Genomic DNA, 21009 nt, shown 5'->3' with positions numbered 1-21009 from the left:
ATGCCGGGTACTCCCGGCATGCGCCCGAAGCTGCCGCCTGACTCGTCTCCCCGCTACGGCGTGCATGGACGTCAGTGGTAGGCGTGGACGACTGCGTGCCCCTTGCCGCGGCCGATCATCCACTTGTTGACCGGGGTCGTGATCACGAAGGCGATCGTCAGGCCTCCCAGCAGTGCCCACCAGAACAGCCCGTCCGACACCAGCGCGTCCATCGCGCCCGGCACCAGGGCGATGATGCCGTTGTCCACGAGCTCCATCACGGCGATGGAGACGGTGTCGGCGGCAAGTGCGACCTTCAGGGCGGCCCTGAGGTCCAGGCCGGCTCCACGGATCGCGAACAGGGTGAAGGAATACCCGAAGATGAACGCGAGAGTGATCGCGAGGATCATGGTGGGCACGTTTCCCCACGTCAGAGCGGTGCCGATGACCATGCCGAGGATCTCGCCGATGGCGCAGCCGGTCAGGCAGTGCAGGGTTGCCTTCGCGGCGGATCCCCAGGTGACACGGCCTCTCAGGTGGTGTGCGTGCGCTGCGTGGCCGTCTGCGGTGCCGGTGTGGTGCGCACTGTCGTCCATGACCGTCTCCTATCGTGAGCTGCTTCTGCTCCGCATCCGGCGGATACACCAGGGTGAACAATATACCCCGGGGGGGTATTCCGGATCTTGGTGTGGTCCGTCGGTGGGACACCGGCGGCGGACGCCGCTGCTCGGTACGGCTCGAGATCGTGTTCCCGCGGAAGGAGGAGGCGGCCCATCCAGGCCCGCCTCCGGGGCAATGGGGCCGGGCACCATGATGCGTGGCCGATTGGACCCATCCGTAAGGCTGTTGAGTCCGAATGCATTGGGGGGTGGATCGGGCCGGCGGCGTTGCCGGACCTTTTCGGTGCACGCGTGGTGCGGAGTTCCAATGCACGCGTCGATGCGGAACCCGGCAATGTACGAGTCCTGTCGACGACCGGTCCGGCAGGCCCGACACAGGTGGAGAACCAGGTGCGCATGAGCGGCGCGGCGGCGGGCGACGTACAGGGAGACGGCATAGGCGACGCAGGTGACAGCCGGCGGGAGGCGGGCCCCCGGGGCGCTGACGTCCCGCAAGGTGTCCGGCCTTCTGCCGAGAGCGAAGGGAGCCCATCCGTGTCCGTGCCCGGTGACAGCTCGCGCCGGCCTGGCGCCGCGCGCACCGGTAGGCCCGTCTTCGTCGACGTCACGGGCAGGCGCAGTCGGACCTGGCGCCGCGCCGGGACCGTCACCGCGCTCTGCTGCGCCTGTTACGCCACGACCCTCGGCGTCGCCCTGGTCGGAGGTGACTCCAGCGCTCCGTTCCTGCAACTGCCGCGGGCGATGGGTCTGGAACGCGAGGGAGATGAGAAGCCGGCCGCCGGGGAGGACCAGGGCCGCCCGGTCCCGGCGACGAAACCCGTTCCGCGTGCGTCAGGGCATGCGCTGCCCGGCCGGACGCACCCCTCCGCCGTCGGCCGGTCCACCGAGCCCCTGCCGGTCGAGGCTTCCTCCGGACCCGCGGACGTCGCCTTAGCAGGCGCACGACCGACAGCTCCCTCCGGCGGTCGGCAGGACCCCGCCCCGTCGTCCGGGACGGGCGCGCAGGGAGGCGCGGGTGGTACGGGCGGCACGAGTGGTGGGCAACCCGCGAGCGATCCTTCCTCGGCCGCGCCGGGCGCCGGCGGCGACTCGGGATCCGGAAGCCCGTCCACCGGCGGGGCTGGCACGCAGGAGCCCGGGGGCGACGACGGCCCGGCTTCGTCCGACGGGCCGCTCGGGGGCCTGCTGGGTGGGCTTCTCGGCGGATTACTGGGGCGCGGCTGACCCGCTGCGAGGCCAGGTCGTCCGCGGCGACGGGCGTTCGGTCGGCCGACTCGGAGGGATGCGCCCGCACCCTGACAGGACTGCGGGCGCATCCCTCCACTCCCTCCGGCGGGGGCCCGGGGTCAGGCCGGGTTGTCGCCGTGGGTCAGGGTCTCCCAGGCCACGAAGAGGTTGTTGCTACCGGCGGGGCGGCTCTGCTCGGTCAGCCGCTGGGTGTTGGTCATCGCGATGCCGAGGCGGTTGTGCAGAGCGTTGTAGCCCACCTCGGTGACGGGTCCGAGGCCCAGGTGCAGCGAACCCCCGCAGAGTGAGCCGGGCACCGGTTCGCCGAGCTGGTACTTGGACTGGAAACCGAGCGCGTGCCGGAGCCGTTCGCCGACGTCCGTGCCGTAGAGGTCCTGCCCCTGGATCCGACTGGTCTCGGCGACGTGGGCGATCGCCGAGATTCCGTAGCCGGTGTGCGTGAAATCGCGGCAGGTCTCCTGGGTGAGTCCGGTGACGAACGTGGACTGGCCCTGCCAGTAACTGACGATCTTCGCGGTGGTGTCGAGGTTCTGGCTCGGAACGGTCTTGGGCAGGGCGCCGTCGGAGGCGAGGTAGACGTAGGCCGCGGTGCGGGTCCGGAACTTCTCCATGGCCTTGTCGTACGACGTCTTGTCCTCGAGGAAGACGGAGATGCCGACAGCGGCCTCCATCATCGACAGTTCCCAGTTGCCGTTGGAGTTGGATCCCTTGATGACGGTGGGCAGGTAGACGTCACGCAGCATGGTCGAGAAGCGTCCGGAGTTGGCCCATGTCCCGGTGTAGGTGTGCTTGATGATCTCGGCAGCCTTGGGCCACGAGGAGCCGGCCCAGCCGGTCTGCAGCGGGGCGTTGCTGTTGGTGTGGCTCTTGATGACCGCCGACCAGGCGTCCATCAGCTGGATGGACTTCTTCGCGTACCGCTCGTCACGCGTGATGTACCAGGCGAGGGCGTCGGTGTAGGCCGCTATCGCGTCCTCCCGCTCGTCCGTGCAGCCGTGGTTGGGATTGGAGTACGACCCGCACTCGACGGTCGCGCGAGGCTTGGGTGTGCGGTTCAGGTCGGCGTACTTGCTCGCCATCATCTGGTCGTACGCGCCTTTCCACGGCTGGGCGCCGGAGTTCACCTTGCCTCTGGTGAAGTCCAGTTGGGTCTGGGAGACCGTGACTCCCGGGTGCGTGAAGGCGGCCGGTGCGGCCTCGGCGCGGACGGCGCCGGGCCAGGAGAGGAAGCCTGCGATCAGAGAGGCCAGGGCGCCGGCCGCGACGGCGAGGAGGGCGGGACGGCGTCCGTGGCGGTGTACCGCGGGGGTGTCGGGCATGTGGGGGGCCATCCGTTCTTGTATGTGAACGTTGCACTGGCTGGTGAACACGCGCGCTGATCGGTGACCATAGGTACAGACCAGAACGCCGTCAAGGCCTCGAACTGAATGTGTCCGCCAACTGGCTTTGAGAGATCGGGACATGGGGTGCCCGAGCAGTCGTGCGGCTGAAGTGGGCCCTGCGCTCCGGGGCGACGTTCTGACGACCGACGGCACCATCTCCGGCGTCGGGAGAACGGGAAGCCGGCTCGAGGACGAAGGCACTCCCACAGGCCGGGAAATCGGTGGATCCGCGTGAGGCGAGCCGTTAGCCTCCGCCGGAGCGCGGTGCCGCGCGGGACGTGTCGGCGAGGGGAACCGAGCGTGGAGACAGAGGGTGTGCGGACCGATCGCCTGGGCTTGCTGCTCGACCAGTTCGACAAGGCCAGGGAGATGGCCCAGGTCCGGCTGACGGGGCTGGGCGACGAGGAGTACCTCTGGGAGCCGGTCGCCGGGTGCTGGTCGATCCGGCGCCGTGGTGAGGCGGTGACGCCCAGGGCGTACGGTCCTGGTGAGTGGGTGCTCGACCAGGGTGCGCCCGACATCCCGTCGAACGAGTACGCCGAGGTCGCCAGGCAGGCCGCCGGCGGCATGACGGTGGCCAAGATCGCCGAGGACTGGAGCGTGAGCAGCGAGCGGGTCCGGGAAGTGCTCGCCCACCCCGGTGAGCCGGAGCCCGACGAAGTGCCGCTCACCACCATCGCGTGGCGGCTGGGTCACCTGCACTCATGCTTCGCCGGCCAGTGGGAGTGGACGTTCGGCAGCCGCCGGCAGGAGCCGAAGCTTCTCGTGGACTTCACCCCCTTCGCGGCACTGGCACTCGACCGCTTCTGGATGCTGATCGACCGCTGGCGCGACGGCGTCGCCGCTGTCACGGAGGAGCAGCTCGACACGGTCGGTTTCTCCCAGTACCCCTACGGCTCCGATCCCGATGACCCGTTCGCCACGGTGCTTGCGGGCGCCAACCTCGAATTCATCCACCACATGTCCGAGATCGCCTTGCTGCGTGACCTGTCGCGGGCTCGCTTCGGCCCGCACAGGTGAGCCCGGGCGAACCGCGCGGCACATGCCCGGGCGTCTCGAACCTCACGGCCGTCGGCGTCGGGGGCCGTCGGGGCCACCCGTGCCGACGGCCGCGCCGCTGCCCGGCTGTACGGCTCGCGCATACGGTTCGCCGCCTGCCACCGGGTTCAGACCGCGCGCTGGCGGGCCCCGGGCTTCTTGGCTGCGCGCTTGCTGTTCGCGGTCTTCTTCGCGGGGATGGGGCGCGACGGCCCGGCCGCCGCTGCGGCCTTCTTTTCGCTGCCGGAGTCGGCCGTGGTGAGGGCCCCGGCGCTGTTCTCCAGGTGTGCACGCACGAACCACTGGAACTGTTCCAGGGAACGCAGGTGCTCGATCAGCAGGTCCTCCGTCACGGGGTCGACGGAGGCGGCCATCGCGGCTGCCTTCCTGTGGTCCTCGATGATGCCGGTGTAGACGAGGTCCAGTGCGCCGAGGTGGGCGATGGCGTCGGCCCTGCCCACGCTGTAGTCGTCCCAGGTCCGCTCGGCTACCAGCACGCCCGCGGTTCCCTGCGGCACGCCGCCCAGCGCCGAGATGCGCTCCGCGGTCGCGTCGGCCATGCCCCGCACAGCCAGGGTCTGCGGGTCGAGCATCTCGTGGACGGCGATGAAGTGTGGGCCCGTCACGTTCCAGTGGATGTGCTTCAAGGTGAGCGCCAGGTCGTTGAGTGAGTGCAGACGCATGCTCAGCAGGTCGATGACCTGCCCGCCCTCCCTCGTGGTCAGGCCGGGAACGGTGTAGCTGGGGGTGGGACTCTTCGGCGACATGATGCTCCTGGGTGGATGGAACGCTCTACCACCGTCATCTCCCACCGGGACCGTGGACGTCACGCTCATCCGCGTCGATTCCACTTGACCGGCCCTGTCGGAGGCCGCCGGGTCCGATGCGGTCGGCGGGGCGATTCACCGAGGGCACCGCAATGCCCGCACGGCGGGCTGCGATCGGGCAGGAGCGACAGCGCGTGTCGCACGCGCCGATAGGCCGAGCGTTCCCTGTCCGGGCCTTACGATCCGGGGCAGACGGCACATCGCGCGAGCAGGTTGTCCGGGCCGAGTTCCCCGAAGGGCAGTTCGAACGTCCGCGACCGGCACCGTGGCCGTGGACATACCACCGGCGATCGAGGGCAGAGGCACGCCGCCGGGACTTCCGCGGAAGCCGTCGCGGGGACCCTTTGCCCGGCGCCCGACCCGCAAGGAGGACCCGATGGCTCGCGCGGCTCTGTTCGATGTGGACGGAACTCTCGTGGACACCAACTACCTGCACGTCGGTGCCTGGTGGGAGGCGTTTCGGCAGGCAGGACACGACGTGCCCATGACCGAGGTGCACCAGGCCATCGGCCTGAGCTCCGCCGATCTGATCGAGCACATCCTGGGAGCTGGACGGGACCAGGCGCAGGACGCGCGGATCAGCAGCACGCACTCCGCGCTGTATGCGACGTACTTCGAGCGGCTGCCGGCCGTGAACGGTGCCGCGGCCCTGCTGCGGGCCCTCGCGGCGAGGGGCTGGAGGGTGGTTCTCGCCACCTCCGCGTCGGGTCCGGAACTCAAGGCGCTGCGGCGGGCGCTCGACGCCGACGATGCCATCACCGACACGGCGAGCGCGGACGATGTGGACCGGGGCAAGCCCGCCCCCACACCGATCCGGCATGCGATGGACCTCGCCGGCAGCACGGCTGAAGAGTCGGTGTACGTGGGTGACTCGGTGTGGGACATGCAAGCCGCGACCCGCGCTTCGGTTCCCGCCATCGCACTCCTGTCGGGGGGAATCGCCCGGGACGCGCTCGTGGAGGCAGGAGCGGCTGAGGTGTACGGCGACCCGGCAAACCTTCTCACGAACCTGGACCGCAGCGCTTTCACCCGTGTGGGTGCGGCAGGGTGAGTGCCACGCGTGAGGCGACGATCCGCTCGTGACTCGAACCTGTCACGGGCAGGAAGCGCACACACCCCCGCCACATGCGGGAGCCGCACCGGTTCAGAGGATCCGGTGCGGCGGGCCCCGCACCGAATTCAGGGCGGATTCAGGGCGGAGCCGTCGTGCCAGGCCTGTGGTCCACGTGCCCCGTCAGGTCGAGAGGCGGGAAAATCGGCCTCCGTGCGTGCGCCACGAAGCCGGTGACGCGCGGCGGCGGGAGCCGACTCCACGTCGCGGATGCCGGTGAACAGGCAGAGCGTGCAGGCGACGTCGCTCACTGTGCAATGTTCCGGTCACCGGCCTGCCTCACCTCTCGTCAGGGGCCTCGCCAGACATTCGCGAACGCCGAGCTCTCGATCGACCGACGCTGACGGACTGCCTCCAGCTCCATCACCGCGTCGTTCACCGCTGCCAGCACAGTCGTCACGGCCTCGTCGTCCAGGCCCGGCTCCTCGTCGGTCTGCTCGCCCGGGATACCCACGGCTGCGGCGAGGGCGGCGAGGACCGGCTCCTCGGCCTCCCACCGGTTCAGGGCCCGGCGACGGGAAGGGGTATCGGCGAGCTCCAGACGGTCCGCGCCGAACGACAAGCGGCCGCGGTGCTCCCTCGTCAGTCCACCGGCCTCCTCGAGGGCGGCCTGGTACGACGCTGCGAGATCGCGGCCGCGTCGCCACAGCCAGTCCTCGACATGCTCGTAGGGAGCCTGTCCGGTCAGTGCGGCCGACGCCTCACCCAGGAGGTGATCGTCCAGCTCTCCGTGCTCCGCGGGTACGATCCGATCACCGTCCAGGGCGACTGCCCGTGCCCCGATGAGATCGACCAGCTCGGCTCCCGCGAGCGCGAGCGACAGGTCACCCTGCCCGACGGAGTGCTTCGACCCCAGGTCCAAGGCGATGATGAATAGGTCCTTCGCCGTAGTCATGCACGGCTCCCCTCGGATTCGTCGGTGGTGTCAGGTCACCACCTGTTCGGCTTCCGCGTACGGAACACGCGGCGGCCCGGACGCCGGATCCGGCCACCGTCGCGGGTTCCGGACACGTCTCGATCGACAACCAGCCTGGAAGGCGAGGGATTCCCACGGCGTCACCTTCGTACCTGGCTCCAGTATTCCCCTGACAGCCGACGGCGGGGTCTCCGGCGACAGGTCCACCGGCAGTGCTACGGCCGTGGCCCCCCGCGACCGCCCGAAGGCGCGTCACAGGGGGCCACCGGTGGCGTCGGGGCGCGCGGTTCCCGTCCGGCCCGAGCCTGCGTGTCAGGCCTTGTCCTGCATGGAACGGCGGGCCGGATTGCTCTGCTCGGAGGCCTTGGGGTCCTTCTCGCCCGCCTTGGCGCGCACTCCCTTTTCGATGCGTCGGCCGATCGACTGGTCGACGTTCGACCAGTACTCGAAGGCCCTTCGCAGGATGGGCTCGGTGACGCCGTTGAGCAGGTGACCGACGACGTTGTCCACCAGCCGGTCCCGCGCCGCGTCGTCGAGGACATCACGCACCAGGGTGCCGGCCTGGCCCCAGTCGTCGTCCTCCGCGTGGTCGACGTAGGCCGCCCGGGTGATGTCCCCGTCGGCGTGCCAGCTCGGCGGGGACCCGTAGCGGGCGGTGTCGGCCGCCGGGCCGCCCTTGGAGTTCGGGGCGTAGACGGGATCGGTGGTCTTCCGGTACGCCATCGCCCCGTCCTTGGAGTAGGTGCGGACAGGCGCGACGGGCGCGTTGACGGGAAGTTGCTGGTAATTGGACCCGATGCGGTACCGGTGCGCGTCCGCGTACGAGAACAGCCGTGCCAGCAGCATGCGGTCCGGGCTGGGGCCGATGCCCGGGACCAGGTTGTTCGGCTGGAAGGCGGCCTGCTCGATCTCCGCGTGGTTGTCGGTGGGGTTACGGTCCAGCGTCATCCGTCCCACCTGGATCAGCGGGTAGTCGCCGTGCGGCCAGACCTTGGTCAGGTCGAACGGGTTGAAGCGGTAGTTCACCGCGTCCTCGTACGGCATGACCTGGACGTGCAGCGTCCAGCTGGGGAACTTGCCGTCCCGAATATGCTCGAACAGATCACGCATGTGGTAGTCGGTGTCCGCCGAGGCCATCTGGTCACCCTCGTGCTGGGTGAACGTCTCGACGCCCTGATCGGTCTTGAAGTGGTACTTCACCCAGAAGCGCTCGCCCTGCGCGTTGATCCACATGTACGTGTGGGAGGTGTAGCCGTTCATGTGGCGCCAGCTGCGCGGGATGCCGCGGTCACCCATCAGCCAGGTGACCTGGTGGGCCGACTCGGGTGAGAGCGTCCAGAAGTCCCACTGCATGTCGTGGTCGCGGAGGTTGCTGTCCGCACGGCGCTTCTGCGACCGGATGAAGTGCTGGAACTTCATCGGGTCCTTCACGAAGAACACGGGGGTGTTGTTACCCACCATGTCGTAGTTGCCCTCGGTGGTGTAGAACTTCACGGCGAAGCCGCGCGGGTCGCGCCAGGTGTCCGGGCTGCCCCGCTCACCCGCGACGGTGGAGAAACGGACCACGAGATCGGTCTTGGTGCCGGGCTGGAAGAGCGCCGCCTTGGTGTAGCGGCTGATGTCCTCGGTCACCTCGAAGTGCCCGAAGGCGCCGCTGCCCTTGGCATGCGGCTGACGTTCGGGGATTCGCTCCCGGTTGAACTGGGCCATCTGCTCGATCAGGTAGGAGTCCTGCAGCAGGATCGGTCCGCCCGGGCCGACGGTGAGCGAGTGTTCGTCGCTCTCCACCGGGATACCGGAGTCAGTGGTGGTCGGCTCGTGCGAGGTGTCGGTCACTTTCGTTCCCCTTCGCGGCGGGAATGGTGAGAGCGAAACGTCGATAGGGACCGCGCGCGCCGTGCCTGTCGACAATTCGTCCGCATCGACGTCGGGGCCGGGCGTGGACTCCCGAACGAGACGCTACGCCGACAGGTGGCCCTTCGCTCTCCGAACATGGCCGCACTTGTAACCCGGTATCAACACAGCCAAACGCGGAGAAGCGGGTCATCGGAAACCGAGGTTCCACATCCTCTTCGTGAGGCGGGCTCGACCGTTCGCCCTCCGGGAGAACACCCCGGCACCGGATCAGCCGGGAGCGGATCTCGGATGCCACCTGGAGGACTGCGGACCGGGCAGGCCGGCCGCGTGCGTGGTCAGGCCGGAGGGCGGCTGCCGCTGCTGGGTGCGTGGCTCAGGTACACGACGCAGAACAGATTGCGTCCGTGCAGAGGGCGGGGCGTAGCCGGGGATACGACTCCGCCGGCGACGTGGCGAGCACCAGGCCGAGGGCGCGGCCCGCCCCGGCGGCGTGGTCGAGCGTCCGCCACGGGAGTCCCGCCCGGCGTGCCCGGCGGTCAGGGGGAGACGTCGCTGCTCAGTGCCGCGATCCGGTGGTTTCAGCCGAGCAGCCGTACGCCCTCCGCCAATCGGCGCAGGTTCTGCGCGTATCCCTGGTCAGCCCGTGCCGTGAGCCTCGCGGATGTGAGCACGGGGAAGCGCCTGGTCCGCAGGACGCTGTGGCCACTCGACAGCAGCGCCGCGACCAGGGCATGGTCCTCGCCCGTCGCCAGCGCCGGGTAGCCGCCGCAGCGCAGATAGGCGTCAGCCCGCACACCGAGGTTGGCGCCGTGCACATGGGGGTGCGCGTCGGATCTCTCCGGATGCCGCCCCGCGGCCTCGTACGCCCTTATGTGATCGTGGATGGCCTCCTCGAGGACGGGCGGCCATCCGTGGGGGCGGACGGTGCCGACCACCGCGTCCCAGCCCTGTTCGGCGCAGGCCCGCTGATGGGCGAGCCAGCGGTGCGGGACCTCGCTGTCAGCATCGGTCGAGGCGATCCACACACTGCTTGGATCCAGTCCGAGCGTGCGCAGCGCCAGCGACACGCCCGCGGCTCTGGCCCGTCCGGGGCTGCGGCAGTCGAGCGGTGCGATCAACGCGCCGGCGCGACGCGCGACCGTGCGTGTGCCGTCCGTGCAGGCGTCCGCCGCGACCACGGTGAGCAGCCTGGTGGATGCGACGGCGGGGTGTCGGGCGGCCCGGGACACGGCGTCGAGGGCGGCGGGGAGCAGCGCCTCCTCGTCGTGCGCGGGGATCACCACGGCGATGGCCGCCGCCCCGGTCACACGAGCCCCTCGAAGTGGGCGGGTGAAGGCGGCGCGGCACCGCCCGGGATGATCCGGCTGAACGTCTGGAGGACGAAGTCCTCCTCGCTGTGATCGGCCCGCAGCAGAAGCCCGGGCTCACGGGCCAGCCGTTCCGCCAACTGTGCCCCCGTGTAGAGGTGCTCGGGCACCGGGTGGTTCCAGTGCACCGTGACCAGGGTTCCTCCGGGCTCGAGCGAGGCGGCGGTACGTGACAGCAGATCGTCCAGCCGGGTCTCGTCGAAGTAGTAAAGCAGTTCGGAGAGCACGACGAGGTCGAAGCGCTCCGCGGGCCACTCCTCGGGGACGACGAGCCGTGCGACCTTCACCCGGTCGAGGTCCGCGGTACGACGCCGGGCGGTGTCCACGGCGGACGCGACCCGGTCGACAGCGAGCAGACGCTCGCACCGCGGAGCCAGGAGGCGGGTCAACTCACCCACGGAACAGCCTGGCTCGAAGGCGCTACGGAACATGGCCCTGGGCAGCGAGGCGAGCGTCAGCGCGTACTTGCGCTGTTCGTACCAGCGCTCCTTCAGGTGCCAGGGGTCGTCCTCGCCCCGGTACATGCCGTCGAAGTAGCCCGCCGGGGTGCTCACAGGAACACCACTTCGCAAGGTCGCAGGTGGTGGGCGACCTCATCGGGCGGGAGGATGGCGGCTTCCGCCGGTCCTGGGCCCAGGGGCCGGATCTGTGAGGCGAACGCATCCACGGCATGCCGCTTGCGGGCCTGGATCCCCGCTGCCAGGGTGACCCGGGCTGCCCGGTCCCAGGGGACGCGGGGGTCGTCGGGGCGTGCCCAGTGCCACAGCCATACGGGGTACTCGGCGAAGGGCGCACCCACTGCGCGGGCCGCCTCCCGTGCGGAACGGCCCGTCGCCTCGTGGTCGCTGTGCAGGTCTGCCGTCCATGGCGCCGCCACGAGGACAGCGCCGGAGCAGAGCGGGACGAGAGCCTCTCTCAGTTGCTTTTCGTGGTCGCACACGTGGGAGTCGGGCAGGCGTAGGCGGACGATCTCCGGGTCCCCGGTGCCGAGCCGTTCGAGGGCGGTCCGGATCTCGCCGGCGCGGACCTCGGCGAGTTCGTGCGGGCTGAGCACCTCGCTGTCCGGGTGAGATCCCTCGCCGTCCGTGACCGACACCACGGTGAGGCGGTGGCCGGCGTCGGCGAGCCGTGCGAGTGCGCCACCGAGTCCGAGCACCTCGTCGTCCGGGTGGGCCGCCACGACGACGACCCTGCCGCGGGGCGGCAGCGGGAACTCGGCCATGCCCTCCCAGCCGCCCCACGCCCGCCAGATGCTCTCGGCGGTACCAGGGGCCTGGATTGCGTCCGCGTACGGCGTCCCGTCGCCCGTGCCCACGGTCACCGGTCCTCCCTGCCGCCGACGAGCGCGCCGAGTTCGGCGAGGTTGCGCTCGGCGTGGTGCTGGCGGATGTACACGGTGAGGTCGGCGACGTTGCGCGCGTGACGTCCGTCGTGACAGAGCGGCCCGGCGCCGGTGGCCCGGCCCACATGACCGAGTACGCGGTCGCACACGGCCTCGACCAGACCTCGTACCCGCAGGCTGCGCAGTCTCGCCCCGCCCTTGAGGTCCAGGGGGTCGGCGTCGATCTCGGCGGCAGCGGACTTCAGGAGCAGGCCGGCCGCGTGCAGGTCGATGTCCACGGCGCCGAGGTGTGCCTCGGTGTGAGGACCTCCGCCCCGGCGGACCGCTGTGCGCAGGGGGCGCGCCACGGCGTTCGCTCCTCCGAGCCAGCAGGCGGCGACGCCGATGCCACCATGCTGGAAGCCCGGCCGGTTCACATACTTCTCGACATCTCCGACCGGCTCCGCCGCAGCCGAGCGGAAACGCACGTCCGGCGTGTCCGAGCCGGCCATCCCGAGCGCCTGCCAGGTGCCCTCGACGGCCTCGTACGTCCCGTCGGCCAGCGGTACGGCGAAGAGTCGCCGGCCGTCCTCGGCATGAGCCGTGACCAGCGCGTGCGTGCAGCTGCGTGCACCTGAGCAGTACTGCTTGAGGCCGTTCACGCTCCATCGCCCCTCGGCGTCCCGTGCGGCCGAGAGGCGCTCACCGGGAGGCTCCGCCGCCCACACCCCCCAACGGCTCCCAGGCGTGGGGCCGGGGCCTCCCAGTTCGGCGAGGATCGCGAGCGCGTCGACGTGCCCCTCCACGAGCCGGGCGAGGCACAGATCGTCCTCGGCCACGGCCTGAAGAGCGGCGAGGCGTTCGGCGGTCGCCCCGCCCCCTGGCAGCGGGAAGCGCAACTCACGCGCCTCGATCGCGGCCACGGCGGCGGTGAACCGGGCCGAGGTCTCCGCGCGCAGGGAACGGGCATCGAAGTCGTCGGCCGTGCTGAGTGGCGGCGCGGCCTCGGGCACCACGGGGCGTCGCACTGCGTGCTCAGTCATCCACTCGTCCTCACTCCTTCCGAACGGCGCCCTCCGGGTGGGCCGCCCTCGCATCCTGTGCCCGGTGACGAGCGATCGATGCCGGACCGACCCGGGACGGCGCGCACGCCACGTGGCTTCCCTGTGCCGCGCGGGCCCGGCCCGTGAACATGAGATGAACATGTCCAACTCGCGGCGCCTACGCTCTCCTGCGCGCGCTGCGGGTATCGCGCGCGTTCCGGCAGGGAAGACGGAGGCCTGCGACGGCCGCCGCTGCGGCGTGATCGCCGCCAGGGCCCGGGAGAAGCGGCTCCCGGGCCGTGGGCGCACATCGATCAGGACGAGGCCGATGACTGACGGTGCCGCGCATGGGTCCACGATCTCCCTTGCGCGCTCCGGCAGCACGCTGGAAGGTCCGGACGTGGACGTGCGGCGGCGGCACCTCCCTCGCGGGCCGGTGGTGGCGACTGCGGGCGCGGGCAGCGACCAAACGCCGTCGAGGCGCTTCCGGGCGGGCGTGGATCCGGGGCCCCGCCGCGAAGGCGGGACATCGTGGCGCGACGGGTCCCTGACAATCGAGCCGTGGCCCCACCCGTCACATCGGGGCGGACGGAGCGACCGGCAGGGTGCACACCGAGTGGTTCCGCTCATCCCGTGACAAGTCACCGGGGCGACGCGCAGGACGGAGCACCTGGCCGCAGCTCACTGCGGCCCACCATGGCCTCGGCCCCGGCCGGTCGCTCTGAGCGCGGATCACTGCCGCTGGGCCGGGCCCGTACGGGCGGTTGCGGGTGCCTCCGGGCCGACTCCCGGGCACTCCGACCGCACGACCTCACGACAGGCGAACAACACGCCGACGATTCCCGAAGGCTTGACGATGCGCCCTGTCGATGTAGAGCTGGCAGGGGTGCGGTTGCCGGTGCCTCAGATCGATGTGAGAGATTGTCAATCCTCTTGTGCAGAACCGGTCGCCGGATCGGTGGCGAGAGGGGCGGGCGGATTGCAATTGCGCGGCCGAAGGGGCATGTCAACCTGCGGATGCGGCAGTTGTGTTGGGCTTACGGGACGCCTTGGTGGGCGTCCGGTGAGGCAAAGCGCCGGTGATAGCATCCCGGCATCTGTGATCTTGATCCACTTGACGCAGATGCTGATTTGCGATCGGCGGTGCGCTCTCCGGGTAACAGCGGGTGAACCGTGCCGACCGGCTGTGCTGCGGATCCTTGCGAGGTGTATCCGCAGCCGTCCGCATGCCATGCGCCGGGAAAGGTTTCCATGAATCGAGACGCACTTGTGTGGTGCTTGGTTGCGGTGGCGGCGATAGCCGTTGTCGCGATCGGGGCACTCGTCGCCCGTAACAGAGCACTGGGGGCGAAGAAGAAGCATACCGAGGCCGAACTCAGGCACCAGCTGCTCGCGGCGGAGAGCCACCTGCACTCGTCACGCGCCGAGCTGCAGAGGTTCCGGAACGAGCAGGAGGCCACCCTCCGCGAGGCCAAGGAGGCGGCGGAGGAGAACACCAAGGCCGTCCTCAAGGGTGCGGCCAGCTTCCTGCAGAGCCTCGCTGCCGAGCAGACCACACTGCTCGACGGCATCCAGCGCACATACGGCGGACACGCGGTCCTCAGCGACCTGCTGGACGTCAACCACGCCAACGCACAGATGGCGCGCAAGGCCCAGGGCATCGCGGTCATGTGCGGTGCGCCGCTCGGCCGTCGCAACAGGCCCGCCAGTGTCTACGACGTGGTGCGCAGTGCCCAGGGCCAGATCCGAAACTTCCACCGGGTCGCGATCATGCAGCAGACCGGTCTCGCCCTGAAGGCAAGCGCGGTCGCGCCCGTCGCCCTAGCCGTGGCGGAGTTGCTGGACAACGCTGCCAGCTTCTCGCAGCAGGACGCGCCGATCGAGGTCACGTTCCAGCGCGTCCAGAACAACCTGTGCATCGTCATCGACGACGCCGGCGTCAGCATGAACGACGAAGAGCGGCAGCGAGCGACCACGCTGCTCTCCGGAGAAGTCGCCCCCCGTCTGTCCCAGCTCGGGACGCAGCCCAAGTTCGGCTTCCCGGTCGTCGGCCTGATCGCGCGTCAGCACGGTTTCAAGGTCGACGTCACCGGAGTCTCCCGATACGGCGGCGTCAGGGCCGTCGTCCTCTTGCCTGAGGAGCTGTGGACCATGGAGGAGATACCGCCCGCCCAGGAGGCCCCGGTAAGCAACATCCGGCGCTCCACCGAGAGCCGGCCGGCTGCGACGTCGCGCACTATGCACGGCCTGCCCAAGCGCGGAGCACGCCAGGCGCCCATCGCGAGCGTCCCCGACCCCGACGCCACCTCGCCTGCGCCGCGGAGCCCGGGGGAGACGGGCCGTACCTCCGGGCGAAGCCTGGGGGCCTTCCAGCGCGGCACGCTCTCCGGCCGCAACCTCGACGCCACCTCCCTCGAAGGGTCCGAAGACGCATGACTGCAGACCTGTCGTGGATGCTCGAGGACATCGTGCACAACGTGCCCCGTGCACGGCACGCGGTCCTGCTGTCCGCGGACGGCCTTCCTCGCGGCGCGACGAAAGGCCTGGCCGAGAAGGACGTGCGTACCATCTCCGCCGCCATGGCCGGGATGCAGTCGCTCAGCCGGGCAACGGCCCACTTCGCCGGACCGGAGGAGGACCGGCGGTGGAACCAGACCATCATCGAGTTCTCGCACGGCTGGAGCTTCCTCATCGGGGCGGGGCAGGGCGCCTACCTCGCGGCCGCGGCCGCGCCCGATGTGGACATGCAGCAGATCTCCTTCCGTATGCACCGGCTCGTCGCCCGGCTCGGCAACAACCTCACCTCGCCGCCGAGGCTGAACAACGAGGACGCCGGAGGTGCGCGGGGGAGCGCCCCCCGGGGGGAGAACCCGGGTGACAAGGGATTCGTCCTCGGGGAGCTCGACCAGGTGATGTCCGAGGTCAAGGGAGCCCGTCACGCGGTGCTGCTGGGGTCGGACGGCCTTCCCCGCGGCGCGACCAACGGGATGAGCCGCGACCTCGCGGACACGATCTCCGCGGCCATGACGGGCATCCACGCCTACAGCCGGGTCACCTCCCAGTTCGCAGGGGTCCTGGAGGACGCGGAGTGGCGTCAGACGGTCATCGAGTTCCAGCACGGCTGGATCTTCCTGATGGCGGCCGGTCCCGGTGCCTTCCTGGCCGCTGCCGCCGAACACGACTGTGACATAGAGGAGTTCACCACGCGCCTGCACGAGGTGGTTCCCAGACTCACCGCGGCCGCCACACCGGCGAAGGGGGCAGGCCATGCCTGACGGGCCCGAGCAGGACGAAGAGCTGGAACTGACGTCTCCGTTAGTCCCCCTCTTCGTGATCACGAACGGACGAGCGCTCCCGCCGGACCACGAGTACGAGCACACGACGCTCGTGACGGCCGCGGCACAGGACGGACCGCTCGCAGCGCACACGCTGTCCCCGGAAGCGGGGCAGGTCATGGACCTGGTCGCCGACGGCTTCCTGTCCGTGGCCGAGGTGGCAGGGCACACGCACCTGCCCCTGGGCGTCGTCCGCATCCTGCTGGCGCAGTTGGAGGAGGACAGTCTCATCCTCGTGAGGAGACCGATACCACGCGCCGAACGTGTCGACAGAGAACTGGTCAGTGCCGTGCTCGAGGGCCTGAAGAATCGATTCGGAGCGTAACGCGTGTACCTGGATCCAGACGTCTCCCACGCGGTGAAGATCCTCATAGTGGGGCACTTCGGGGTCGGCAAGACCACCTGCATAGGCAGTCTCTCCGAGATCGAGCCCCTGCGGACCGAGGAGGAGATCACCGAGGCCAGCGTGGGCTTCGACGACCTGTCGGGCGTGCCGGACAAGAAGACCACCACCGTCGCCATGGACTTCGGGCGGCTGACCCTCAGTGACACCCTGGTGCTCTACCTCTTCGGAACGCCCGGCCAGGAGCGCTTCAAGGAGATGTGGGAAGAGCTCTCCCGGGGTGCTCTGGGCGCGCTGGTCCTCGTCGACCCGGAGCGACTGCACGAGTCGTTCCCCGTCCTCGACCTCGTCGAGCGTTTCGGTCTGACGTACGCCATCGCCGTGAACCACTTCGAGGGCACCACGGACTACCCGCTCGAAGAGGTGAGCGAGGCCCTCAACCTCACCGCCGATACCCCGGTCGTGAAGTGTGACGTCCGGGACGAGACCTCGTCGGCGCAGGCCCTCATCACCCTCGTGAAACACCTCATGTCCCAACTCGCCTAGGAGCGCTGGAATGCAACAGCCACCCGACCCTCAGATACCCCCCGGCTGCCCCGCGCACGGGAACATCCAGATGTACGGCCCCGCGTTCGGAGCCGACCCCGAGGGCCACTACGCACAACTGCGGTCGTCCGGTCCCAGTGCGCCCGTGGACATCGCCCCCGACGTCCAGGCCGAGCTCGTCACCAGCTACGACGCCGCACTGTACGTCCTCCAGAACCCCGCCTCGTTCGTGCGCGACTCCCGTCGCTGGAACGCCCTCAACGAGGGGCGCGTCCCGGCCGACAGCCCGGCGCTGCCCATGATGGGATACCGCCCCAACGCGCTCTTCAGCGACGGCGCGGCACATGCCCGACTGCGCCAAGCCGTCACGGACAGTCTCGCCACGGTCAACGAGCACCAGCTCATCAGGCAGACACAGCAGTCCGCCAACTACCTGATCAGCCAGTTCAGTACGGACATCCGTGGCCAGGCAGAGCTGATGGCCGAGTACGCGCAGCCGCTGCCCCTCCTGGTCTTCAGCGACCTGTTCGGCTGCCCGCCCGAGATCGGCGACCGCGTCATCTCCGGGATCAGCGGCATCTTCGAGGGCACCCCCGGGGCGGACGAGGTCCTTGGCGGAGCGCTCACCGAGCTGATCACCCTCAAGCGACGCCGGCCCGCCGCTGACCTGACGACGCGTCTGATGGAGCACCCTGCCCAGCTGAGCGACGAGGAGGTGCTGCACCAGCTGGTGACCCTGCTCTCCGGCGGCACCGCGCCGCTGGCCGCGGCCATCGGGACCAGCAGCGCCCTGTACCTCGGCGAGGACTGGCAGGTCGGCCTCCCGGTCGAGGACGCAGTGTCCCAGACCCTCTGGAACTATGCGCCGATCGCCAACTACGCTGCGCACTACCCGACTCACGATGTCGAAATTGGTGGCAGGGTGGTCCGGGCCAATGACCCGATCCTGATCTCGTTCGCCGCCGCGAATACGGACCCCAAGCTGTCCGAGCACCGCGAACAGCTCAGCGCCAAGGCGCACTTGGCGTTCGGAGCGGGCCCGCACGCCTGCCCCGCCAAGGACCCGGCTTTCATGATCGCCGTGACTGCCGTCGAAGCGCTGCTCAACCGGCTTCCCGACGTCGAGATGCGTGTCCCCTTCAAGGCGCTCACCTGGGCGCCGAGCCCGTGGAGCCGCTCGCTGGTCACCCTCCCGATCCGCTTCTCCCCACGGGTGGTTCCTCACGCCGCCCAGCCGGCCGGATCGAGCGCCGGCCAGGTGCAGCAGCAGGCAGTCCCTGTCTCGCCCTCGACCTCGGGACCTTCGCAATCGGGCACCGGTGTCGCACCGCAGCCCAAGGGAGGCCTCTTCACCCGCTTCCTGGCCTGGACCAGGGGCGAGTGAGGCGAGAGTGATTTAAGTAACCTCCTGAGTACTCAGTGGTAGTGGATGCAATAACGATCATGTGGGTATGCATGGCGGCTGGTTCTCAGAAAGGAGCCGCCATCATGGTGGTTACCACAACTCCGTCATACGACCGCCGGGCGTCCGCCTCCCTCTTCTCCCGTCTGCGGACGGCCGGAGGGCAGGCTGACCCCTTCCCGATATACGCCGAACTCCTCGCGCGAGGCGAAGTGGTGCCCGCACCCTGGGGTGGCTCCGTCGTCACGGGCTTCGCGGCTTGCGATCAGGTCCTGCGCAGCCGTCAATGGCTGGAGCCCGACCGGAGTTGGCGGGAACGTCAGGGTCCGGGGACGCGCTGGAACGCTCCCTCCTCACGCGAGATGAGCCATACGCTCGCTGCGCTCAACCCCCCGGACCACGGCAGGGTGCGACGGGCCGCGGGTACCTTCGACCGCGCCACCGTGGAGCGCATCGGCCGGAATGTGAGCCGGACCGCGGACCAGCTCCTCGACGCCTTCACGGAGCGAATACGCTCCGGCGAGGCGGACTTCTCGGAGCTGGTCTGCGAGGAGCTGCCGGTCGCCACCATAGGTGACTGGCTCGGACTGCCGCAGGCTGACTGGCCCCGCCTCCGACAGCTGACTCACGATCAGGTCTTCACCCAGGAACTGCTGCCCTCGGCCAGCCAACTGGCTCTGTCCGACACGGCCACGGCCGAACTCCGCACCTACTTCATGGACGTGGTGCGTGATCGGCGCTCCCGCCCGGGTGACGATCCCGTCACGCGGTGGATCCAGGCATGGGACGCGATCGAGCCCGACCAGGACAAGGCCGACGAGGCGGTGTACTTCCTGGTGCTGTTCGTCCTGCTGGCAGCCCTGGAGACCACTGCGACCCTCCTATCGACGATGACACTCCGGCTCGTCGAGAGCCCGGAACGCTGGGACATGATCGCCGACGACCCCGGCCTCGTACCGGGGTTCGTGGAGGAGACGCTCCGCTACGACCCGCCCACCCACGTGATCAGCAGGGTCGCCTCGCAGGATTCCGTGCTGGGAGGTGTCGAGATCCGCCGCGACGAGATGGTCCACCTCATGGTCGGAGCGGCGCACCGGGACCCGGCCAGACACAGCGACCCGGACCGGTTCGACCCCGAACGGGCCCCCGGCCACCTCGCGTTCAGCGGCGGCATCCACTACTGCCTGGGCGCTCCGCTGGCCCGTCTCGAAGCGCAGACCCTTCTCCGTCAGCTGATCCGGCGCCTTCCCCGCCTCACCCTCGTACGCCCCCCGTCGATGGCGCCCCGTGTGGCGTTCCGGCGCCTGCTGAACCTGGACGTAGCACTCGCATGACCGAAATCGACCCCACCCCCACCCCCGTACGCTCCCGGACCGCTCCCAAGGCGATACTCGCCGAGCAGGTCGGTCCTGTGCTGCACGTCCGCCTCAACCCCTGGGGGCAGGACGACACGCTGGACGCCGCGGTCCTCGACGACCTCGCCGGCCTGCTCGACGACCTCCACGAGAGACCCGACGTCCGGATCCTGACACTGTCGTCACTGGGGACGGACTTCTGTCTGGGCGCCGACCGCACGGAGTACCAGGAAACGCTGGCCGCCGATCCGTCCGGAGTGGCTCTGCGGCGCGTGGCCGACAAAGCTCACCGCCTCTGCCAGGCTCTGGAGAACACGCACGCGGTCACCATCGCCCGGTTGCACGGGCGGGTCATCGGCGCCGGCCTCGCGCTCGCCTCCTTCTGCGATCTGCGCGCCGGTGCCGACACCAGCCGCTTCCGTATGCCGGAGGTCGGCATAGGGCTGCCGCCGGCGTGGGGCGGAGCGATGGGCCGTCTGGTCTCCGAGGCGGGCGCCTCCAGGATTCGCGAGCTCATGCTCACGTGCGACGTCTTCGACGCCGACACGGCCCACCGCATCGGCCTGCTCCACCGGACGGCCCCGCTCGACCAGCTGGACAAGGTGATCGACTCCTGGACCAGACCCCTCGTCCGACGCTCGCCGGAAGCCCTCGTCCTGACCAAACGGATGCTGGCCGGCTTCGCACGGGCGGACAGGACGGCGGACGTCTCCCTGCTCGACTCCCATCTTCTGGCAGCTTCTCTCCATCAGCACGCGAGGGGCTGACCCCTCCCGGACCGAGGTGAGCGTCCGGCCGGCCACGGACGGCCGAGGCATCGGCCTCGCCGGATGCCTCGGCGCGTCCGACGGGCACCGTGCGCAGCGGCGAGGTGCCCGACCACGCATGATCGCGTCGGGCGCCTCGGCGCTGGCCGGTGGTGCAGGCGGCTAGCCCCGCTAGCCCCCGCTAGCCCGCATCCACGAGGGTGCGGCCGTCGGCCGGCACGCGTGAGGCGATGCCGCCCGCGTAGGCGGACTCCACGCGGTTCTGTTCGGACGCGTTGGGAACCGCGTTCCGGCAAGCGGTGCCGGCGCTCGATCCGGACATCAGCTGGGAGCAAGGACCGGGTTCGGTGTCCGGCAGCCCGGGGCTGTGGCCGATCTCGTGAGCCGTGACGCGGGTCTTGTCGTAGCCCTGTGACACCGCATAAGGAGTGCGGCATTGCTGTTCCTTCACTCATGGCCCGGGTTCCGCAGCTCAGTGGGTGTCCGATGAGTCGAATTGGGCATCAGCGCAGGTCAGCGAGTTTCGGCTAGTGGCGGGAGCCGGTATCGCCT

Annotated in this window: 19 protein-coding genes and 1 pseudogene; 9 read left to right on the top strand and 11 right to left on the bottom strand. The window is 69.8% G+C overall.

Annotated elements, in window-relative coordinates; genetic code table 11:
- Positions 1 to 71: 71 nt before the first annotated feature.
- On the bottom strand, positions 72 to 575 hold the full coding sequence (locus ACFU5K_RS19625; protein WP_384063153.1) for a DUF4396 domain-containing protein: 504 nt from the start codon (positions 573 to 575) through the stop codon (positions 72 to 74).
- 1370 nt (positions 576 to 1945) lie between these two features.
- Positions 1946 to 3166: an alginate lyase family protein gene (locus tag ACFU5K_RS19620; RefSeq protein ID WP_384063150.1), complete on the bottom strand. Its 1221-nt coding sequence runs from the start codon at positions 3164 to 3166 to the stop codon at positions 1946 to 1948.
- Between the two features lie 363 nt (positions 3167 to 3529).
- Here ACFU5K_RS19620 and ACFU5K_RS19615 point away from each other — a divergent pair, with 363 nt between their 5' ends.
- Positions 3530 to 4249 (top strand): DinB family protein, encoded by a 720-nt coding sequence (locus ACFU5K_RS19615; protein WP_384063147.1) that lies wholly within the window; start codon positions 3530 to 3532, stop codon positions 4247 to 4249.
- A 146-nt stretch (positions 4250 to 4395) separates the two neighbouring features.
- Here the strand turns inward: ACFU5K_RS19615 and ACFU5K_RS19610 are convergent, their stop codons facing one another.
- Positions 4396 to 5034, bottom strand: a complete 639-nt coding sequence (locus tag ACFU5K_RS19610) for a ferritin-like domain-containing protein (protein ID WP_384063145.1) — start codon at positions 5032 to 5034, stop codon at positions 4396 to 4398.
- A 436-nt stretch (positions 5035 to 5470) separates the two neighbouring features.
- Here ACFU5K_RS19610 and ACFU5K_RS19605 point away from each other — a divergent pair, with 436 nt between their 5' ends.
- Positions 5471 to 6145 (top strand): HAD family hydrolase, encoded by a 675-nt coding sequence (locus ACFU5K_RS19605; RefSeq protein ID WP_384063143.1) that lies wholly within the window; start codon positions 5471 to 5473, stop codon positions 6143 to 6145.
- Positions 6146 to 6273: 128 nt separating this feature from the next.
- Here the strand turns inward: ACFU5K_RS19605 and ACFU5K_RS19600 are convergent, their stop codons facing one another.
- The 7 genes from ACFU5K_RS19600 to ACFU5K_RS19570 all read right to left on the bottom strand — a co-directional run bounded on the left by ACFU5K_RS19600 (position 6274) and on the right by ACFU5K_RS19570 (position 12709).
- A complete protein-coding gene (locus tag ACFU5K_RS19600) occupies positions 6274 to 6456 on the bottom strand; it encodes a DUF5133 domain-containing protein (protein ID WP_384063140.1) in 183 nt (60 codons plus the stop codon).
- Between the two features lie 38 nt (positions 6457 to 6494).
- Positions 6495 to 7100 (bottom strand): GPP34 family phosphoprotein, encoded by a 606-nt coding sequence (locus ACFU5K_RS19595; RefSeq protein ID WP_384063137.1) that lies wholly within the window; start codon positions 7098 to 7100, stop codon positions 6495 to 6497.
- Positions 7101 to 7433: 333 nt separating this feature from the next.
- Complete coding sequence (locus ACFU5K_RS19590; RefSeq protein WP_384063134.1) at positions 7434 to 8957, bottom strand: catalase; 1524 nt, start codon at positions 8955 to 8957, stop codon at positions 7434 to 7436.
- Positions 8958 to 9556: 599 nt separating this feature from the next.
- On the bottom strand, positions 9557 to 10285 hold the full coding sequence (locus ACFU5K_RS19585) for a glycosyltransferase (RefSeq protein WP_384063131.1): 729 nt from the start codon (positions 10283 to 10285) through the stop codon (positions 9557 to 9559).
- Entirely contained in the window at positions 10282 to 10899 is a 618-nt protein-coding gene (locus tag ACFU5K_RS19580; protein WP_384063129.1) for an SAM-dependent methyltransferase, read from the bottom strand. The genes ACFU5K_RS19585 and ACFU5K_RS19580 overlap by 4 nt, the downstream gene beginning before the upstream one ends.
- Complete coding sequence (locus ACFU5K_RS19575) at positions 10896 to 11666, bottom strand: PIG-L deacetylase family protein (RefSeq protein ID WP_384063127.1); 771 nt, start codon at positions 11664 to 11666, stop codon at positions 10896 to 10898. The genes ACFU5K_RS19580 and ACFU5K_RS19575 overlap by 4 nt, the downstream gene beginning before the upstream one ends.
- Positions 11663 to 12709, bottom strand: a complete 1047-nt coding sequence (locus tag ACFU5K_RS19570; RefSeq protein ID WP_384063124.1) for an acyl-CoA dehydrogenase — start codon at positions 12707 to 12709, stop codon at positions 11663 to 11665. The genes ACFU5K_RS19575 and ACFU5K_RS19570 overlap by 4 nt, the downstream gene beginning before the upstream one ends.
- A 1251-nt stretch (positions 12710 to 13960) precedes the next feature.
- On the opposite strand from ACFU5K_RS19570, the gene ACFU5K_RS19565 reads away from it, so the two are divergent.
- The 7 genes from ACFU5K_RS19565 to ACFU5K_RS19535 all read left to right on the top strand — a co-directional run bounded on the left by ACFU5K_RS19565 (position 13961) and on the right by ACFU5K_RS19535 (position 20457).
- Entirely contained in the window at positions 13961 to 15145 is a 1185-nt protein-coding gene (locus ACFU5K_RS19565) for an ATP-binding protein (RefSeq protein WP_384063122.1), read from the top strand.
- Entirely contained in the window at positions 15142 to 15984 is an 843-nt protein-coding gene (locus ACFU5K_RS19560) for a roadblock/LC7 domain-containing protein (protein WP_384063119.1), read from the top strand. The genes ACFU5K_RS19565 and ACFU5K_RS19560 overlap by 4 nt, the downstream gene beginning before the upstream one ends.
- Positions 15977 to 16369: a DUF742 domain-containing protein gene (locus ACFU5K_RS19555; RefSeq protein WP_384063116.1), complete on the top strand. Its 393-nt coding sequence runs from the start codon at positions 15977 to 15979 to the stop codon at positions 16367 to 16369. The genes ACFU5K_RS19560 and ACFU5K_RS19555 overlap by 8 nt, the downstream gene beginning before the upstream one ends.
- A 3-nt stretch (positions 16370 to 16372) precedes the next feature.
- On the top strand, positions 16373 to 16933 hold the full coding sequence (locus tag ACFU5K_RS19550) for an ATP/GTP-binding protein (protein ID WP_384063113.1): 561 nt from the start codon (positions 16373 to 16375) through the stop codon (positions 16931 to 16933).
- A gap of 10 nt (positions 16934 to 16943) precedes the next feature.
- Positions 16944 to 18317 carry a cytochrome P450 gene (locus ACFU5K_RS19545; protein WP_384063112.1) on the top strand — a complete coding sequence of 458 codons (1374 nt, stop codon included), beginning with the start codon at positions 16944 to 16946 and terminating at the stop codon, positions 18315 to 18317.
- Between the two features lie 104 nt (positions 18318 to 18421).
- Complete coding sequence (locus ACFU5K_RS19540; RefSeq protein WP_384063109.1) at positions 18422 to 19669, top strand: cytochrome P450; 1248 nt, start codon at positions 18422 to 18424, stop codon at positions 19667 to 19669.
- A complete protein-coding gene (locus ACFU5K_RS19535; protein WP_384063107.1) occupies positions 19666 to 20457 on the top strand; it encodes an enoyl-CoA hydratase/isomerase family protein in 792 nt (263 codons plus the stop codon). Before ACFU5K_RS19540 ends, ACFU5K_RS19535 begins: the two co-directional genes overlap by 4 nt.
- A gap of 181 nt (positions 20458 to 20638) precedes the next feature.
- Here ACFU5K_RS19535 and ACFU5K_RS19530 read toward each other — a convergent pair.
- A pseudogene (locus tag ACFU5K_RS19530) lies at positions 20639 to 20878 on the bottom strand (snapalysin family zinc-dependent metalloprotease); the annotation flags it as partial.
- Positions 20879 to 21009: the final 131 nt, after the last annotated feature.

The sequence above is a fragment of the Streptomyces sp. NPDC057428 genome (assembly GCF_042803195.1).
Taxonomy (GTDB): Bacteria; Actinomycetota; Actinomycetes; order Streptomycetales; family Streptomycetaceae; genus Streptomyces.
Note: the sequence above shows the minus strand (reverse complement) of the source record. Positions and strands in the feature narration are given on the sequence as shown.

Bases quoted from the DNA above. Each gene is read 5' to 3' on its own strand.
- ACFU5K_RS19625 (WP_384063153.1), bottom strand. From the start codon at position 575: ATGGACGACAGTGCGCACCACACCGGCACCGCAGACGGCCACGCAGCG.
- ACFU5K_RS19620 (WP_384063150.1), bottom strand. From the start codon at position 3,166: ATGCCCGACACCCCCGCGGTACACCGCCACGGACGCCGTCCCGCCCTC.
- ACFU5K_RS19610 (WP_384063145.1), bottom strand. From the start codon at position 5,034: ATGTCGCCGAAGAGTCCCACCCCCAGCTACACCGTTCCCGGCCTGACC.
- ACFU5K_RS19605 (WP_384063143.1), top strand. From the start codon at position 5,471: ATGGCTCGCGCGGCTCTGTTCGATGTGGACGGAACTCTCGTGGACACC.
- ACFU5K_RS19595 (WP_384063137.1), bottom strand. From the start codon at position 7,100: ATGACTACGGCGAAGGACCTATTCATCATCGCCTTGGACCTGGGGTCG.
- ACFU5K_RS19570 (WP_384063124.1), bottom strand. From the start codon at position 12,709: ATGACTGAGCACGCAGTGCGACGCCCCGTGGTGCCCGAGGCCGCGCCG.
- ACFU5K_RS19565 (WP_384063122.1), top strand. From the start codon at position 13,961: ATGAATCGAGACGCACTTGTGTGGTGCTTGGTTGCGGTGGCGGCGATA.
- ACFU5K_RS19560 (WP_384063119.1), top strand. From the start codon at position 15,142: ATGACTGCAGACCTGTCGTGGATGCTCGAGGACATCGTGCACAACGTG.
- ACFU5K_RS19555 (WP_384063116.1), top strand. From the start codon at position 15,977: ATGCCTGACGGGCCCGAGCAGGACGAAGAGCTGGAACTGACGTCTCCG.
- ACFU5K_RS19545 (WP_384063112.1), top strand. From the start codon at position 16,944: ATGCAACAGCCACCCGACCCTCAGATACCCCCCGGCTGCCCCGCGCAC.
- ACFU5K_RS19540 (WP_384063109.1), top strand. From the start codon at position 18,422: ATGGTGGTTACCACAACTCCGTCATACGACCGCCGGGCGTCCGCCTCC.
- ACFU5K_RS19535 (WP_384063107.1), top strand. From the start codon at position 19,666: ATGACCGAAATCGACCCCACCCCCACCCCCGTACGCTCCCGGACCGCT.